Annotated in this window: 14 protein-coding genes; 11 read left to right on the top strand and 3 right to left on the bottom strand. The window is 73.2% G+C overall.

Annotation, left to right across the window (positions count from 1 at the left end; all coding sequences use genetic code 11):
- Window positions 1-133: 133 nt before the first annotated feature.
- The 3 genes from VQH23_RS04410 to VQH23_RS04400 all read right to left on the bottom strand — a co-directional run bounded on the left by VQH23_RS04410 (window position 134) and on the right by VQH23_RS04400 (window position 3,433).
- A complete protein-coding gene (locus tag VQH23_RS04410; RefSeq protein ID WP_338664408.1) occupies window positions 134-1,573 on the bottom strand; it encodes a phospholipase D family protein in 1,440 nt (479 codons plus the stop codon).
- A gap of 14 nt (window positions 1,574-1,587) precedes the next feature.
- The gene (locus VQH23_RS04405) at window positions 1,588-2,436 is read right to left on the bottom strand and encodes an endonuclease/exonuclease/phosphatase family protein (RefSeq protein ID WP_338664407.1); all 849 of its coding nucleotides are present in this window, start codon (window positions 2,434-2,436) and stop codon (window positions 1,588-1,590) included.
- A gap of 238 nt (window positions 2,437-2,674) precedes the next feature.
- Window positions 2,675-3,433 (bottom strand): GntR family transcriptional regulator, encoded by a 759-nt coding sequence (locus VQH23_RS04400; RefSeq protein ID WP_338664406.1) that lies wholly within the window; start codon window positions 3,431-3,433, stop codon window positions 2,675-2,677.
- A gap of 241 nt (window positions 3,434-3,674) precedes the next feature.
- On the opposite strand from VQH23_RS04400, the gene VQH23_RS04395 reads away from it, so the two are divergent.
- The 11 genes from VQH23_RS04395 (at window position 3,675) to VQH23_RS04345 (ending at window position 13,909) form a co-directional block, all read left to right on the top strand.
- Complete coding sequence (locus VQH23_RS04395) at window positions 3,675-4,124, top strand: type II 3-dehydroquinate dehydratase (RefSeq protein ID WP_338664405.1); 450 nt, start codon at window positions 3,675-3,677, stop codon at window positions 4,122-4,124.
- Between the two features lie 64 nt (window positions 4,125-4,188).
- Window positions 4,189-5,205, top strand: coding sequence for a tripartite tricarboxylate transporter substrate binding protein (locus VQH23_RS04390; RefSeq protein WP_338664404.1), 1,017 nt, complete (start codon window positions 4,189-4,191; stop codon window positions 5,203-5,205).
- 70 nt (window positions 5,206-5,275) lie between these two features.
- Window positions 5,276-5,911 (top strand): hypothetical protein, encoded by a 636-nt coding sequence (locus tag VQH23_RS04385; protein ID WP_338664403.1) that lies wholly within the window; start codon window positions 5,276-5,278, stop codon window positions 5,909-5,911.
- 452 nt (window positions 5,912-6,363) lie between these two features.
- Complete coding sequence (locus tag VQH23_RS04380) at window positions 6,364-7,560, top strand: ABC transporter substrate-binding protein (RefSeq protein ID WP_338664402.1); 1,197 nt, start codon at window positions 6,364-6,366, stop codon at window positions 7,558-7,560.
- Window positions 7,561-7,576: 16 nt separating this feature from the next.
- On the top strand, window positions 7,577-8,446 hold the full coding sequence (locus tag VQH23_RS04375; RefSeq protein ID WP_338664401.1) for a branched-chain amino acid ABC transporter permease: 870 nt from the start codon (window positions 7,577-7,579) through the stop codon (window positions 8,444-8,446).
- The gene (locus VQH23_RS04370) at window positions 8,446-9,429 is read left to right on the top strand and encodes a branched-chain amino acid ABC transporter permease (protein ID WP_338664400.1); all 984 of its coding nucleotides are present in this window, start codon (window positions 8,446-8,448) and stop codon (window positions 9,427-9,429) included. The genes VQH23_RS04375 and VQH23_RS04370 overlap by 1 nt, the downstream gene beginning before the upstream one ends.
- Window positions 9,426-10,226: an ABC transporter ATP-binding protein gene (locus tag VQH23_RS04365; RefSeq protein ID WP_338664399.1), complete on the top strand. Its 801-nt coding sequence runs from the start codon at window positions 9,426-9,428 to the stop codon at window positions 10,224-10,226. Before VQH23_RS04370 ends, VQH23_RS04365 begins: the two co-directional genes overlap by 4 nt.
- Entirely contained in the window at window positions 10,223-10,972 is a 750-nt protein-coding gene (locus VQH23_RS04360; protein ID WP_338664398.1) for an ABC transporter ATP-binding protein, read from the top strand. The genes VQH23_RS04365 and VQH23_RS04360 overlap by 4 nt, the downstream gene beginning before the upstream one ends.
- Before the next feature lie 14 nt (window positions 10,973-10,986).
- Entirely contained in the window at window positions 10,987-11,460 is a 474-nt protein-coding gene (locus tag VQH23_RS04355; RefSeq protein WP_338664397.1) for a DUF4863 family protein, read from the top strand.
- An 11-nt stretch (window positions 11,461-11,471) separates the two neighbouring features.
- On the top strand, window positions 11,472-13,034 hold the full coding sequence (locus tag VQH23_RS04350) for a benzoate-CoA ligase family protein (protein WP_338664396.1): 1,563 nt from the start codon (window positions 11,472-11,474) through the stop codon (window positions 13,032-13,034).
- Between the two features lie 83 nt (window positions 13,035-13,117).
- On the top strand, window positions 13,118-13,909 hold the full coding sequence (locus VQH23_RS04345; RefSeq protein ID WP_338664395.1) for an alpha/beta fold hydrolase: 792 nt from the start codon (window positions 13,118-13,120) through the stop codon (window positions 13,907-13,909).
- The last annotated feature ends 49 nt before the right edge of the window (window positions 13,910-13,958 follow it).

Here is a 13,958-nt window from a genome sequence, read left to right as displayed (position 1 = left end):
TGCAAGGGCAGGAGGAGGCCCGTCAGGCAGAGACACCGTCTCAGGACGGCGTGGCGGCAGCCAGATGGGGATCCAAGGGCCTCAGGCCCTTGGCGGGGGTTCCAGGGGGCGGCGCCCCCTGGTTCCGGACACCTCAGAGCTGGGATTCGATCGGCAGCCAGCGCACCAGCCAGGCCAGGGCGCGGCGGCGAAGGGAGGCGTCCGGTTCGGAGGTCACGGTTCCGTCGGGGCCGTTCCAGCACAGGCCGCCCTCGGTGCCCCGCGTCACCTTCCAGCTGCGGGCGGGGTCGGAAAGGCGGGCGAACTCCTCCTGCACGGCGTCGCCGAGGGCGGCGTGGCGGACGAAGACGCCCATTTCCGTGTTGAGGGTGGCCGAGCGGGGGTCGAGGTTGAAGGAGCCGACGAAGGCGTGGGCGCCGTCCACGACCAGGGCCTTGGTGTGCAGGCTGGCGCCGCGGGAGCCGAAGACGCCGGCGGATTCCTTGCCGGAGCGCTTCAGCTCGTAGAGCTCGATCCCCGCGTCCAGCAGGTGGGGGCGGTGGCGGGCGTAGCCGCCGTGGACCGCCACCACGTCGGTCGCGGCAAGGGAGTTGGTGACGACGGCCACGCGGACGCCGTTCCGCGCCAGGCCTTCCAGCACCGCCACGCCTTCCTCCCCCGGCACGAAGTAGGGGGAGATGAGGAGGGCTTCGTGGCGGGCCTCCTGCAGGGCCTCCAGGATGGCGGGGGCGAGGCACTCCTTCATCGCGGCCCTGGAGAGGACCTTGTCGGGCGGGTCCGCGACCACGCGGACGGCCTCGCGGGGGAGGGGGGTGAGGGCGGAGCCGTCGCCTTCCAGGGTGCGGGCCACGCCGGGATCGGCCTTCAGGCCTTCGAGGAAGGGCTGGGCGCCCTCTCCGGCCGCGGTCATGTCCAGGCGGCGGGTGAGGGCGGCGAGGCGGCCGGGGCGCGGGCGCAGGCCGCTGGCGCGCCGCACGGGCCGGGCTAGGGGGTGGCGCCAGTAGCGCTCGAACACCGCTTGCACGTCGCGCACGGCTTGGCCGGCGAGGACGAGGTCGAGGTCGCGGAAGTTGAAGGCGCCGGAGGCGTCGTAGTACTCGTCGCCGACGTTGCGGCCGCCGACCACGGCGACGCGGCCATCGGCGATCCAGGCCTTGTTGTGCATGCGCCGGTTCAGGTGGCGCCCGCCGAAGAGCATCTCCAGCACCATCCCGGCCTGGCCGAAGCGGCGCCAGCGGGTAGGGTTGAACAGGCGCACCTCGACATGCGGGTGGGCGTCCAACACGGAGAGCACGCGTTCCCGGCCGAGGGCGTACATGTCGTCCAGGAGGAGGCGCACGCGCACGCCGCGGGCGGCGGCGCGGAGCACCTCCCGCGCCAGGAGGCGGCCGGTCAGGTCGTCGCGCCAGATGTAGTAGAGGAGGTCCAGGCTCTCCCGCGCCTCGCGGGCGGCGCGGCAGCGGGCGGCGAAGGCCACCAGCCCGTCCGGCACTACGGCGACGCCGCTGCCCCCCGCCGGCAGGGGCGGGGCGGGTGCGGTGCTGTCCCCCTCCACCCCGGTGGCTTCGGACATCGGTCGGCGCCCGTTCAGGCCGCTTCGGCCAGGGCCGCGCCGTGCACGGCGGCCAGGCGGAGCCGCGCCTTCAGGGGCAGGTGGTCGGAGGCGACGCGGGCCAGGGGGGTGTCGTGGGCGCGCACCATTTCCACCAGCCCGTAGGGGCGGCCGAGGATGCGGTCCAGCGGCAGGAGGGGCAGGCGGCTGGGGAAGGTGGCGTGGTCCGGGCGCACCCCCTCGAAGCGCCCTTCCAGCGCGAGGAGGGAGGAGCGGCGGCCGGGGCGCCACTCGTTCAGGTCGCCGAGGATCACCGTCGGCATGTCGTCCGCGGCCTCCAGCGTTTCCAGGATGGCGGCGACCTGGCGGGCGCGGTGGCGCCGCAGCAGGCCGAAATGGGCGGAGACGACGCGCAGCGGGCCGGCGGGCAGGAGGAGGTCGGCCACGGCCGCCCCGCGGGGTTCGCCGCCCGGCAGGGTGAGGCGGCGCAGGCGCGTCACCTCCCCCGTGCGGAGCATCAGGGCGTTGCCGTGCCAGCCCTGGCCCATGGGCACGTTGGAGAGGGGGACGTGGCGCAGCCCCGTCCGCCGCTCGATCCCCGCCATGTCCAGCAGGCCGATGCGGTGGCCGAAGCGCCGGTCCACCTCCTGCAGGGCGAGGATGTCCACGTCCAGCTCCGCGATCACCTCGCCCACGCGGGCGGGATCGAAGCGGCGGTCCGTGCCGACGCATTTGTGGACGTTGTAGGAGCCGATGGAGAGGTCGCCGGGGCGGCGGGGCAGGGGCTCGCCCGGCGCGGCGCTGAGGCGGCCCCGGAGGAGGGAGAGGACGCGGGCGCGCGTGGCCCGCCTCTCGGGGGTGGTCCGCACGGTGGGAGGGGTCATCCTGCCTCAGTGACCAGGGGTGCGACGAGGGGCGCGCGCCGGAGCGCCCCGGGGAGGGGCCGAGATGGGAGCGGAGGGGGCTCGGTCCAAGGCGGGGCTTCCGGCAGGGGGGCGTTTCCTTCCGATCGCAGGGGCGGCGCTCTCAGCCGCAGGATAAGGGATCGGGCCGCCGAGGGCTGCGGGCACGACGTTGAATTTTTTCGGGACGGGCCGGTGCGGCATCGTGCCCGAGGGAGGCCTACGGGGCTTTCCGGCCCGTCCTGCGGGAGGGGGAAGGCGGGCGGGCGGGTGCCTCGCCGGCCTGGCCGGCGGTGAAGGCGTCCAGCGCGCCGCTGCCCAGCACGTGCCGGACGCAGTTGTCGAGGTGCTCGGCGAGGGCTTGCCGGCCGGTGGCGCTGTCGCGGGCCAGGGCACTGTCCAGCAGCCGCCGGTGCTCCTCGGCCGCCGCGCCGCCGCGGAAGACCACGGCGACCATCTGGTAGCGCAGGTAGCGGTCGTACATGGCCGCGTGCGCCTGCAGCAAGGCCTTGGAGCCGCAGGCGGCGATGAGGGCGCGGTGGAATTCCCAGTCGTAGCGCTTCCAGAGCTCCACATCGGCCGGCTCCCCCGCGAGGAGCTGGCGTTCCAGGGCGGCGAGCTTGTGGTGGGCGGCGACGACGCCGCCCTCCCAGTCCAGCCCGCCGGCGGCGAAGGAGGCCTCCATGGCGTGGGCTTCCAGCAGGAGGCGCAGGGAGGTGACCTCCTGGAAGTCCCCGGCGGAGACCGGCGCCACCTCGAAACCCCGCTGGCCCTCCGCGACGATGAGGCCTTCCGAGGCCAGGCGGCTCAGCAGCTCGCGCAGGGTGCTGATGCTGGCGCCGTAGGTGGCGCGCATGCGGTCGAGCCCGAGCTTCTGGCCGGGGGGCAGGCGCCCGAAGACGATGTCGGTGCGGATGCGGCGGTAGACCGCTTCGCCGATGGTGGCCTCGTCCGGGGCCGAAGGGGCTTCGCGTGGCAAGGGCAATCTCCTCCGGACAGGGTGCCCCAGGGCGGTCCGGGAGAGAAGTGCGGCTTCATCCGAGGAGAGAAGGATAATCGGATGATTTGCGATTTGCCGGTTTGAGAATCGAATTCCTGCTGCTAACGATTTCGCCGGACGGGGCTGAAGAGGCGCCGCGGAGGGGGAGGACGGCCTTGCGGAACGAGACGCCGTGGCGGGACGGGGCGGTGCGCGGTGCCGGCGGGAAAGGCCGCCGGGCGTGACCGGGCCGATCCATGTCCTCAACGGGCCCAACCTCAACCGGCTGGGGAAGCGCGAGCCGGAGATCTACGGGCGCACGACTTTGGCGGAGGTGGAGGCGATGTGCCGGGAGGCCGCCGGCGACACCGCAATCGTCTTCCGGCAGACGAACTGGGAGGGGCAGCTCGTGGACTGGATCCACGAGGCGACGGATGGCGACGCCGCGGGCATCGTCATCAACCCCGCCGGGCTGACCTTCACCTCCATCCCCGTGCTCGACGCGCTGAAGATGTTCGGGCGGCCGATCATCGAGCTGCACATCTCCAACATCCACAGGCGGGAGGCGATCTACCAGCGCTCCCTCGTCTCCACGGTCGCGACCGCCGTCATCGCCGGGCTCGGGGCGCGGGGCTACGCGACCGCGATCCGCTCCATGCAGGACCTGCTGGGGCACGACCTGCTGGGCTGAGGGCGGCACGCAAACGGGGCCGCCGGGCAGCAAGAACAAGACAACGGGAATGGGAGGAGTGACGATGCGAGAGGATCTGCTGAACACGGCACGGCTGCGCCGGCGCGCGCTGCTGTCCGGGCTCGGGGCCGTGGCCCTGCCGGCGCTCGGCGGCGGCGCGCGGGCCCAAGGGCAAGGCCAGGGGTATCCGAACCGGACGGTCACGATCATCGTGCCCTTCGCGCCGGGCGGTTCCACGGACTTCGTGGCGCGGCTGCTGGCGCAGCACCTCTCCACGGCGCTGGGGGGCAACTTCGTGGTGGACAACCGCGCCGGCGGCAGCGGCACCGTCGGCCACGGCGCCGTGGCGCGCGCGCGGCCGGACGGCTACACCCTCGGCGTCTCCCCGACCGGCACCTTCGCGCTCGCGCCCTTCCTGTTCGACCGGCTGCCCTACGACAGCGAGAACGGCTTCGCGCCGATCAGCCTGCTGGCGGGGAATGCGATGTTCGTCTGCGTCCACGCCTCCGGCAGCATCCGCACCTATGCCGACCTGATCGCGGCGGCGAAGGCGCAGCCGGGCAAGCTCACCTACGCCTCCGCCGGCGCGGGCACGATCGCGCAGCTCGCGCCCGAGCTCATGCTCGACATGTCCGGCACGCAGATGCTCCACGTCGCCTATCGCTCCGGCGGGTTGCAGGTGCAGGCGGTGATCGCGAAGGAGACGACGATGGGGTTCATCGACACCGTCACGGCCATTCCCCACATCCAGTCCGGCGACCTGCGCGCGCTGGCGGTGACGAGCGTCGGGCGCAGCCCGCAGATGCCCGATGTGCCGACCCTCGCCGAGTGCGGCCTCACGGGCTATCGCGCCACCAACGACTTCGGCTTCTTCGCGCCCGCCGGCACCCCGCCCGCGATCGTGTCGCAGCTCTCCGAGGCAGCGCGGAAGATCCTGGCGATGCCGGAGGTGAAGGCGCGGCTGGATGCAGCCTCCATCGACATCTACGCCGGTACGTCCGAGGCCTTCGCGCCGTACCAGGCGGAGGAGGCGCGTCGCTGGGGCGAGCTGATCCGCCGCCGCGGCATCAAGATGGAATAGGTGGGAAGGCCGGCGCGCTGCGCGCCGGCCTTCCGGGTTCTGCACTGGAGCATCGAGGGATTTCCGCATCATGGCGAACGGGCTGCTCGCGATCTGGAGCGACGTCGATCCGGCCGATGAGACGGACTACCTGCACTGGCTGACCCGCGAGCACACGGCGGAGCGGGTGGGCATCCCCGGCTTCGAGGGCGTGCGCGTGTTCCGCGCCGGCCTCGACGGCGTGTGCCGGTATCTCATCCTCTACGACCTTTCCTCCGCGGCGGTGCTGACGAGCGCAGCCTATCTGGCCCGGCTGAACGAACCCACGCCCTGGTCCCGCCGCACCATGCCGGTGCTGCGGAACTTCGCGCGGGGTGGTGGGCCGGTGGTGCGCGCGTTCGGCACGGGGCAGGGCGGGCACATCCTGGCGATGCGCCTTCCGCGCGCAGCGCCCGCCGACGCTTCCCTGGACGCGATCGCGGGGGAAGACCGGGTTTGCGCCGTGCGCCTGCTTACCGTGGACCGGGACGGTTCCGACATGGCGACGAACGAGAAGGCGCTGCGCGGCGGGGACGGGAGCTTTGCCGGCCTGCTCCTGATCGAGGCGACGGACGAGGCCGCCCTGCGCGCGGCGGCGGTGCGGCACCGGGAGGCTGTCGCCGCCCTCGGCGCCGAGGTGGACGTGCCCGCCTACTCGGCCATCTTCATGCTCCGCAGGGGGGCGTGATGAGGGGGGTGGGCTTGTTCTGATCGGTTCGGGACCAGGGGGCGCTGCCCCCTGGGACCCCCGCCAAGGGCCTGAGGCCCCTGGACCTCCATCTGGCTGCCGCCGCGCCGTCCTGGGACGGGGTCTCCGCGTGATGGACCTCTTCCTGCCCTGGCCGTCGCCTCGGGTCATCGACCCGAGGCGCACCGCCAGCCGAGCAAATCCAAAGCCTAGAAGAAGATGATGGAGAGGGGTCCGGGGAGAGGAAGAATTCCTTCTTCCTCTCCCTGGCCACAGGGCGCCCGGCGAGAAAAGAGGACGGGCCTCGCTGACCCGGCGGCATGCGTTATGATGCCGCCCACACCGGCAACATGCAACATCTTGCATGCCGCTCGCGATCTCGGCATGGTCCATTCTGGAATCAGCTTCCGGCAGGCGAATGACCGGGGCGGTTCGGGAGAGGGAGACGTTCCATGGGCGATCGCGCCATGCCGTTCACGCGTCGTGGGCTCGCGGGGCTTGCCGCGGGCGCGGCCCTGGCCGGGGCGGGTCCTGCCCGTCCGGCGGTGGCGCAGGGGGCGCCGCTGAAGGTGGGGCTGATGCTGCCCTTCTCCGGGACCTTCGCCTCGCTCGGCGAGAACATCGCGGCGGCGTTCGAAATGCACCTGCAGGAGCGCGGCGGGCGCATGGGCGGGCGGGCGGTGCAGATCGTGCGGCTGGACGACGAGAGCAATCCGGCCAACGCCGTGCAGAACGTCAACCGGCTGGTCGGGCGCGAGAGGGCGGAGGTGCTGGTGGGCACCGTGCATTCCGGCGTGGTGATGGCGATGGTGCAGGCATCCCGGGAGCGGGGGATTCCGCTGATCATCCCGAATGCGGGGAATGCCTCGGCGACGCGGGAGCTCTGCGCGCCCTCCATTTTCCGGACCTCGTTCACGAACTGGCAGCCGGCCTACGGGATGGGGCTGGCGCTGGCGAAGCAGGGGGTGAAGCGCGCGGCCTGGGTGACCTGGGACTACGCGGCGGGGAACGAGGCGACGGAGGGCTTCCGCGACGGGCTGCGGACGGGCGGGGCGGAGCTGGTGCGGGAGCTGAAGCTGCCCTTCCCCGAGACGAACTTCCAGCCGCTGCTGGCGCAGATTCCCGGGCTGAACGTGGAGGCGGTGGGCGCCTTCTTCGCGGGCGGCGGTGCGGTGCAGTTCGTGCGGGAGTACGCGGCGGCGGGGTTGAAGGACCGGATCCCGCTCTGCGGATCGGGCTTCCTGACGGAGGGGGCGCTGGGCGAGCAGGGCGCGGCGGCGGAGGGCGTGCGGAGCGCGCTGCACTACGGCGACGGGCTGGACAACGCGAAGAACGCCGCCTTCCGCACCGCCTTCCGCGGGCGCACGAACCGCGAGGCGGACGTGTACGCCGTGCAGGGCTACGACGCGGCGCAGCTGATCGCCATCGGGCTGGACGCGGTGAAGGGCGATGTGGGGGCGGAGCGGGAGCTGAGCCGCGCCATGAAGGGCGCACGCATCGACAGCCCGCGCGGGGCCTTCACCCTCTCCCCCAGCCACAACCCCGTGCAGAACATCTACCTGCGCGAGGCGCGGGGCGGGCAGAACAGGGTGGTGGGGGTTGCGGCGGAGGCGCTGGCGGATCCGGGCACGGGGTGCCGCATGGCCTGACGGGGGACGCCCGGCCATGGACACCGCCGCCTTCCTCGCGCAGCTCCTCAACGGCGTGCAGTACGGGCTGCTGCTGTTCCTCATCAGCAGCGGGCTGACGCTGATCTTCGGCGTGATGGGCGTGATCAACCTCGCCCATGGCAGCCTGTTCATGGTGGGCGCCTACCTGGCCTACGTGATCGCTGCGTGGACGGGGGCGCTGTGGCTGGCGCTGCCGCTGGCGATCCTGGGCGGGCTGGGCTTCGGCGCGCTGCTGGAGGCCGGGCTGTTCCGGCGCTTCTACCAGCGGGAGCACCTGGACCAGGTGCTGCTGACCTTCGCGCTGATCCTGCTGTTCGAGGAGGCGCGCTCCATGCTGCTGGGGAACGACTTCCACGCGGTGCCGGTGCCGGCGGCGCTGGACTTCTCCGTGCCCGTGGTGGGCGGGTTCTCCTACTCGGCCTATCGACTGGCGGTGCTGGGGGTGTGCCTTCTCGTCGCCGCGCTGATGTTCCTGGGCATCGAGCGGACGCGGGTGGGATCGGCGGTGCGGGCCGCGGCGGAGAAACCGGAGATGGTGGACCTGCTGGGGCTGGATGCGCGGCGCATCCACATGCTCGTCTTCGCGGCGGGAACGGCGCTGGCGATGCTGGCGGGGGCGCTGGCAGCACCGCTGCAATCGGTTTACCCGAACATGGGGGACGGCTTCCTCATCATCGGCTTCGTGGTGGTGGTGGTGGGCGGGATCGGCTCCATCGCCGGCGCCTTCTGGGGCGCGCTGCTGATCGGGCTCGTGGACACCATGGGCAAGGCCTACCTGCCGCAGGTGGCGGGGCTGGCGGTGTACCTGCTGATGGCGGGCATCCTCCTCTGGCGGCCCGCGGGCCTTTTCGCGCGGAGGGCCTGATGCGCGTCGCCTCCTCCTCCGGGCAGATCGCCCTCGGCTTCGCGGCGCTGCTCGTCGCCTCCATGCCCCTGTGGGCGGGGGCCTATCACCTGCAGCTCGCCTCCACGGCGCTGGTAGCGGCGATGTTCGCGCTCAGCCTGCAATTGCTGGTGGGCGGGGCGGGGATGGTGAGCCTCGGCCATGCCGGGTTCTTCGGGGTGGGGGCCTACGCGGTGCACCTGCTGCCGCCCGGGCTCTCGGTCCTGCTCACCCTGCCGGCGGCGGCGGGGCTGGCGGCGGTGGCGGCGCTGCCGATCGGGGCGCTGAGCCTGCGGACGCGGGGCTTCTTCTTCCTGATGGTCACGCTCGCCTTCGGGCAGATGCTGTTCTTCCTGTTCCACGACACGGCGCTGGGCGGCGGCAAGGACGGGGTCTTCGTCACGCGCCCGGCGCTGGAGGTGCTGGGGCTGGCGCTGGAGGTGCCGCGGCGGCAGCGGCCGGCGGTGCTGCTGTGGCTGAACCTCGGGCTCCTGGTGGCGATCTACGCGCTGCTGGCCGGGCTGATGCGGACGGGGTTCGGCCACGCGCTGCAGGGCATCCGCGCCAACGAGGAGCGGATGCGCGCGCTGGGCTACGACACGCGCCGGCTGAAGCTGGCGGCCTTCGTGCTGGCAGGGGCGCTGGCCGGCATCGCCGGGCACATGGCGGCGATGACGGACGCCTTCGTGAACCCGGAGATGCTGAGCTGGCACCGGTCCGTGGAGGCGCTGCTGATGGTGCTGCTGGGCGGCATCGGGGCGCTGCACGGCCCCGTCCTCGGCGCCTTCGCGCTGGTGGCGCTGGAGGATGCGGCGACCGTGCTGACGGAGCGGCAGCGGCTGGTGGAGGGGCTGGTGATCCTGGCGGTGGTGCTGGCGCTGCCGAAGGGGCTGGCGAGCCTGCGGGTGCGGCTGCGCCGCCCGCAGCCCATGCCCGCCGAGCCGGTGACGGCGGTGCGGCCGTGAGCGCGGCGCTGAACATCGCGGCCGCGGCCGCCCCCGCCCATGCCCCCGTCCACGCCCCCGCCTACGCCCTGGCGGCGGAGGGGCTGACGCGGCGCTTCGGCGGGCTGGTGGCGGTGAACGGGGTCTCGCTCTCGCTGGCGGTGGGGGAACTGCACGGGATCATCGGGCCGAACGGGGCGGGGAAGAGCACGCTGGTGAACCTGCTCTCCGGCACGCTGCGGCCGAGCGCCGGGCGGTTGCTGCTGGGCGGGCGGGACGCGACGGGCTGGCCCTCCTGGCGGCTGGCGCAGGGGGGGATCGGGCGGAGCTTCCAGCGCACCAACGTGCTGCGGGAAATGAGTGTGCTGGAGAACGTGCGGCTCGCAGCGCAGGCGCGTGACTTCGGGGCGCGGCGGTGGCTGCGCGCGGTGTCGCGCGATCCGGTGACGGTGGAGGTGGCGCGGCGGGCGCTGGAGCGGGTGGGCCTCTCGCCGCAGGGCGTGGCGGGCGCGCTGAGCCATGGGCAGTTGCGGCTGCTGGAGATCGCCATGGCGCTGGCCACCGGGCCTTCCGTGCTGCTGCTGGACGAGCCGCTGGCCGGGATGGGGCCGGAGGAGAGCGAGCGGCTGGCGGCGCTGCTGCGGGAGCTGGCGCGCGACCACGCCGTGCTGCTGATCGAGCACGACATGGATGTGGTTTTCGCGGTGGCCGACACGCTGACCGTGATGGTGGACGGGCGCGTGCTGGAGCAGGGGCCGCCCGCGCGCATCCGCGCCTCCGCCGCCGTGCGCGAGGCCTATCTGGGACATGAGGCATGAGCGCCGCGCTCGAGGAAATCCGCCCTGTGGCGGCGGCCGCGCCGATCCTGGAGGCGCGCGGGCTGCGCGCGGGCTACGGCGAGGGGCTGGTGCTGCGCGGCGTGGACTTCGCCATCCGGCCCGGGGAGGCGGTGGGGCTGATGGGGCGCAACGGGATGGGCAAGACGACGCTCATCCGCACGCTGATGGGGCTGCTGCCCGCGCGCGGGGGCGAGGTGCGCGTGGACGGGCGCGACGTGACGGGGGAGCCCACCTTCCGGCGGGCGCGGTGCGGGATCGCGGTGGTGCCGGAGGGGCGCGGCGTGTTCGGCTCGCTCGGCGTGATCGAGAACCTGCGGGTGGCGGCGCGGCCCGCGCGGGACGGCGGGGTACCCTGGACGCTGGAGCGGGTGCTCTCGGTTTTTCCCCGGCTGGCGCAGCGCCGGCACCACCGGGGGGACGAGCTCTCGGGCGGGGAGCAGCAGATGCTGGCGATCGGGCGCGCGCTGATGACGAGCCCGCGCCTGCTGATCCTGGACGAGGCGACGGAGGGGCTGGCGCCGCTGGTGCGGGACGAGATCTGGCGGACCATCCGCGCGGTGCGGGAGGCGGGGCTGGCGGTGGTGGTGGTGGACAAGACGGTGGACGCCGTCCTCTCGGTCGTCGACCGGGCGGAGATCCTGGTGAAGGGCGGCATCGCCTGGAGCGGCGCGCCGGCGGCGCTGCGCGCGGACCCGGAGCTGATGCACCGGCACCTCGGGGTTTGAGGGAGGGGGATGGGATGAGTCTCGGGGAGTTCGAGGCGGCGGTCCGGCAGGTGACGGGGGCGATCGCCGGGATGCCGGTGGAGCCCGCCCTGGCCGGGGTGCTGGAGGCGCGCTTCCCGCCGGGGGGCGGAGCCTTCGAGCGGCTGCGGGCGCTGTGCCGCCAGGGCATCGCGGAGGGCTGGCTCTGCGGGCGCGAGGCGGGCGGCATCCGCTACGGCCGCCCGGTGAAGGCGGGGCCGGAGACGGCGGGCTACAGCGTGGACGTGGTGCTGATGGAGGGCCTGGCCGGGCCGCACCACGCGCACCCGAACGGCGAGATCGACATGATCATGCCGGAGACGCCGGGCGCCCGGTTCGACGGGAAGGGCGAGGGATGGCTCGTCTACGGGCCGGGCAGCGTGCACCGCCCGACGGTGAGCGAGGGGCGCGCCATCGTGCTGTACCTGCTGCCGGGGGGCGCGATCGAGTTCACCAAGAGAGAGCCGTAGGAGGGAACGCCATGGCCAACGCGGTTTCCTGGTTCCTGGACCGTCATGTCGCTGAGGGGCGGGGCGGGGCCCCGGTGGTGGCCGACCCCCACCGCGCGCTGACCTATGCGGAGCTGGCCGAGGCGAGCGCGCGGGTGGCGGGCGGCTTGAACGCCGCCGGCATCGGGCGCGAGCGGCGCATGGCGATGCTGATGCTGGACACGGTGGATTTCCCCGCCCTGTTCTGGGGCGCCATGCGCGCGGGGGTGGTGCCGATCCCCGTCAACACGCTGCTGCCGGCCGAGCAGGTGGCCTACATCCTGCGCGACAGCCGCGCCGAGGTGCTGGCGATCTCCGCGCCGCTGGTGCCGGGGCTGCGGGAGGTGATCGCGGGCTGCCCCGTCCTGCGGCAGGTGCTGGTGGCGGCGGTGGATGGCGGCCCGGTGGCGGATCTTCCGGACGGCGCCGTGGACCTGCGTGCCATGCTGGCGGTGGCGCCCGCCGCCTCGGCGCCGATCGAGGCCTGCGACGACGAGGTGGCCTTCTGGCTCTACTCCTCCGGGTCCACCGGGGCGCCGAAGGGGGTGAAGCACGTGCATTCCAGCCTGCGCGCGACGGCGGAGTGCTACGCGGACGCGGTGCTGGGCATCCGGCCGGACGACGTGTGCTTCTCCGCCGCGAAGCTGTTCTTCGCCTACGGGCTGGGGAACGGGATGACCTTCCCGATGCATGCCGGCGCCTCCTCCGTGCTGCTGCCGGAGCGGCCGACGCCGGAGGCGGTGATGGCTGTCATGGCGCGGCACCGGGCGACGGTCTTCTTCGGGGTGCCGACGCTCTACGCCTCCATGCTGTCGCATCCCGCGCTCTCGCGGGGGGTGGGATCGGACCGGCTGCGGCACTGCGTCTCCGCCGGGGAGGCGCTGCCGGAGCATGTGGGGCTGCGCTGGGAGGAGCGGGTGGGCGCGCCCATCCTGGACGGGATCGGATCGACGGAGATGCTGCACATCTTCGTCTCCAACCGGCCGGGGACCATCCGCTACGGCAGTTCCGGCATCGCCGTGCCGGGCTACGAGCTGCGGATCGTGGACGAGTTCGGGCGAGACCTGCCGGACGGGGAGGCGGGGGAGCTGCTGGTGCGCGGGCCTTCCGCCGCCGAGGGGTACTGGAACCAGCGGAGCAAGAGCCGGCGGACCTTCGCGGGGGAGTGGACGCACACCGGCGACAAGTACGTGCGCGACGCGGAGGGGTTCTACCGCTACCAGGGCCGCGCGGACGACATGTTCAAGGTGAGCGGCATCTGGGTGAGCCCCTTCGAGGTGGAGGCCGCGCTCGCTTCCCACCCCGCCGTGCAGGAGGCGGCGGTGGTGGGGCGCGAGGACGCGGACGGGCTGGTGAAGCCCATGGCCTTCATCGTGCTGAAGGATGGCGGCTTCGGCGGGGCGGCGCTGGTGGCGGAGCTGCAGGCGCATGTGAAGGCGGCCGCCGGGCCCTGGAAGTACCCGCGCTGGATCGAGCCGATGGAGGAGCTGCCGAAGACGGCGACGGGGAAGATCCAGCGGTTCAAGCTGCGGGCCGGGCTGGGGGTGGGGGCGTGACGCCGCAAGAGGGGTTCCGCGCGCCTTCGCGCGAGGAGCCATGCGCGCCTTCGCGCGAGAAGCCATGCGCGCCTTCGCGCGACGTGTCCTTCCTTCTCGACGGAAGGCGGATCGAGGCCGCCTGGTGGGGACCGGGGCCGGAGGAGGCGCCGACCCTCGTGCTGCTGCACGAGGGGCTGGGCTGCGTGGCGCTGTGGCGGGACTTCCCGGCGCGGCTGCAGGGGGCCACCGGCTTCGGCGTGGTGGCCTATTCCCGCTTCGGCTACGGCGGGTCCGACACCACGCCCGTTCCCCGGCCGCTGGACTACATGCAGGTCGAGGCGCGGGAGGTGCTGGGGCGGGTGCTGGACGCGCTGGGCGTCCGGCACGCCGTCCTGGTCGGGCACTCCGACGGTGCCTCGATCGCGCTCATCTACGCCGGGAGCTTCCAGGACCGGCGCGTGCGGGGCATCGCGCTGCTGGCGCCGCACGTGATGGTGGAGCCCTTCTGCACGGAGGAGATCGCGCGGGCGCGGGACCGCTACCGGGGCGGCGACCTGCGGGCGCGGTTGGCCAGGTACCACCGCGACGTGGACGCGGCCTTCCTCGGCTGGAACGGTGCCTGGCTGGATCCGGGCTTCCCGGAGGCGCTGGAGCTGCAACCGGAGATCGCGCATGTCCGCGTGCCGATCCTGGTGGTGCAGGGGGAGGCGGATCCCTACGGCACGCTGGAGCACCTGCGGATCATCGAGCTGGAGGCTTACTGCCCCGTCGACAGCCTGCTGCTGCCCGGGGTGGGGCACGCGCCGCAGCTGGAGGCGCCGGAGGCGGTGCTGGAGGCCGTGGCGGGGTTCAGCGACCGGATCCTGCGGCTGCACGAGGCCGTGGCAGGCTGACCGGAAGAATATTGCATCTTCGATTGCGCTTGTGCCGATGCATGCATTA

The organism is Pararoseomonas sp. SCSIO 73927 (assembly GCF_037040815.1).
Lineage (GTDB): Bacteria > Pseudomonadota > Alphaproteobacteria > Acetobacterales > Acetobacteraceae > Roseomonas.
Note: the sequence above shows the minus strand (reverse complement) of the source record. Positions and strands in the feature narration are given on the sequence as shown.

What these genes read in the sequence shown, in the direction of transcription:
- VQH23_RS04385 (WP_338664403.1), top strand. Translation starts at nt 5,276, where the DNA reads ATGGCGAACGGGCTGCTCGCGATCTGGAGCGACGTCGATCCGGCCGAT.
- VQH23_RS04380 (WP_338664402.1), top strand. Translation starts at nt 6,364, where the DNA reads ATGGGCGATCGCGCCATGCCGTTCACGCGTCGTGGGCTCGCGGGGCTT.
- VQH23_RS04375 (WP_338664401.1), top strand. Translation starts at nt 7,577, where the DNA reads ATGGACACCGCCGCCTTCCTCGCGCAGCTCCTCAACGGCGTGCAGTAC.
- VQH23_RS04405 (WP_338664407.1), bottom strand. Translation starts at nt 2,436, where the DNA reads ATGACCCCTCCCACCGTGCGGACCACCCCCGAGAGGCGGGCCACGCGC.
- VQH23_RS04360 (WP_338664398.1), top strand. Translation starts at nt 10,223, where the DNA reads ATGAGCGCCGCGCTCGAGGAAATCCGCCCTGTGGCGGCGGCCGCGCCG.
- VQH23_RS04355 (WP_338664397.1), top strand. Translation starts at nt 10,987, where the DNA reads ATGAGTCTCGGGGAGTTCGAGGCGGCGGTCCGGCAGGTGACGGGGGCG.
- VQH23_RS04350 (WP_338664396.1), top strand. Translation starts at nt 11,472, where the DNA reads ATGGCCAACGCGGTTTCCTGGTTCCTGGACCGTCATGTCGCTGAGGGG.
- VQH23_RS04410 (WP_338664408.1), bottom strand. Translation starts at nt 1,573, where the DNA reads ATGTCCGAAGCCACCGGGGTGGAGGGGGACAGCACCGCACCCGCCCCG.
- VQH23_RS04370 (WP_338664400.1), top strand. Translation starts at nt 8,446, where the DNA reads ATGCGCGTCGCCTCCTCCTCCGGGCAGATCGCCCTCGGCTTCGCGGCG.
- VQH23_RS04390 (WP_338664404.1), top strand. Translation starts at nt 4,189, where the DNA reads ATGCGAGAGGATCTGCTGAACACGGCACGGCTGCGCCGGCGCGCGCTG.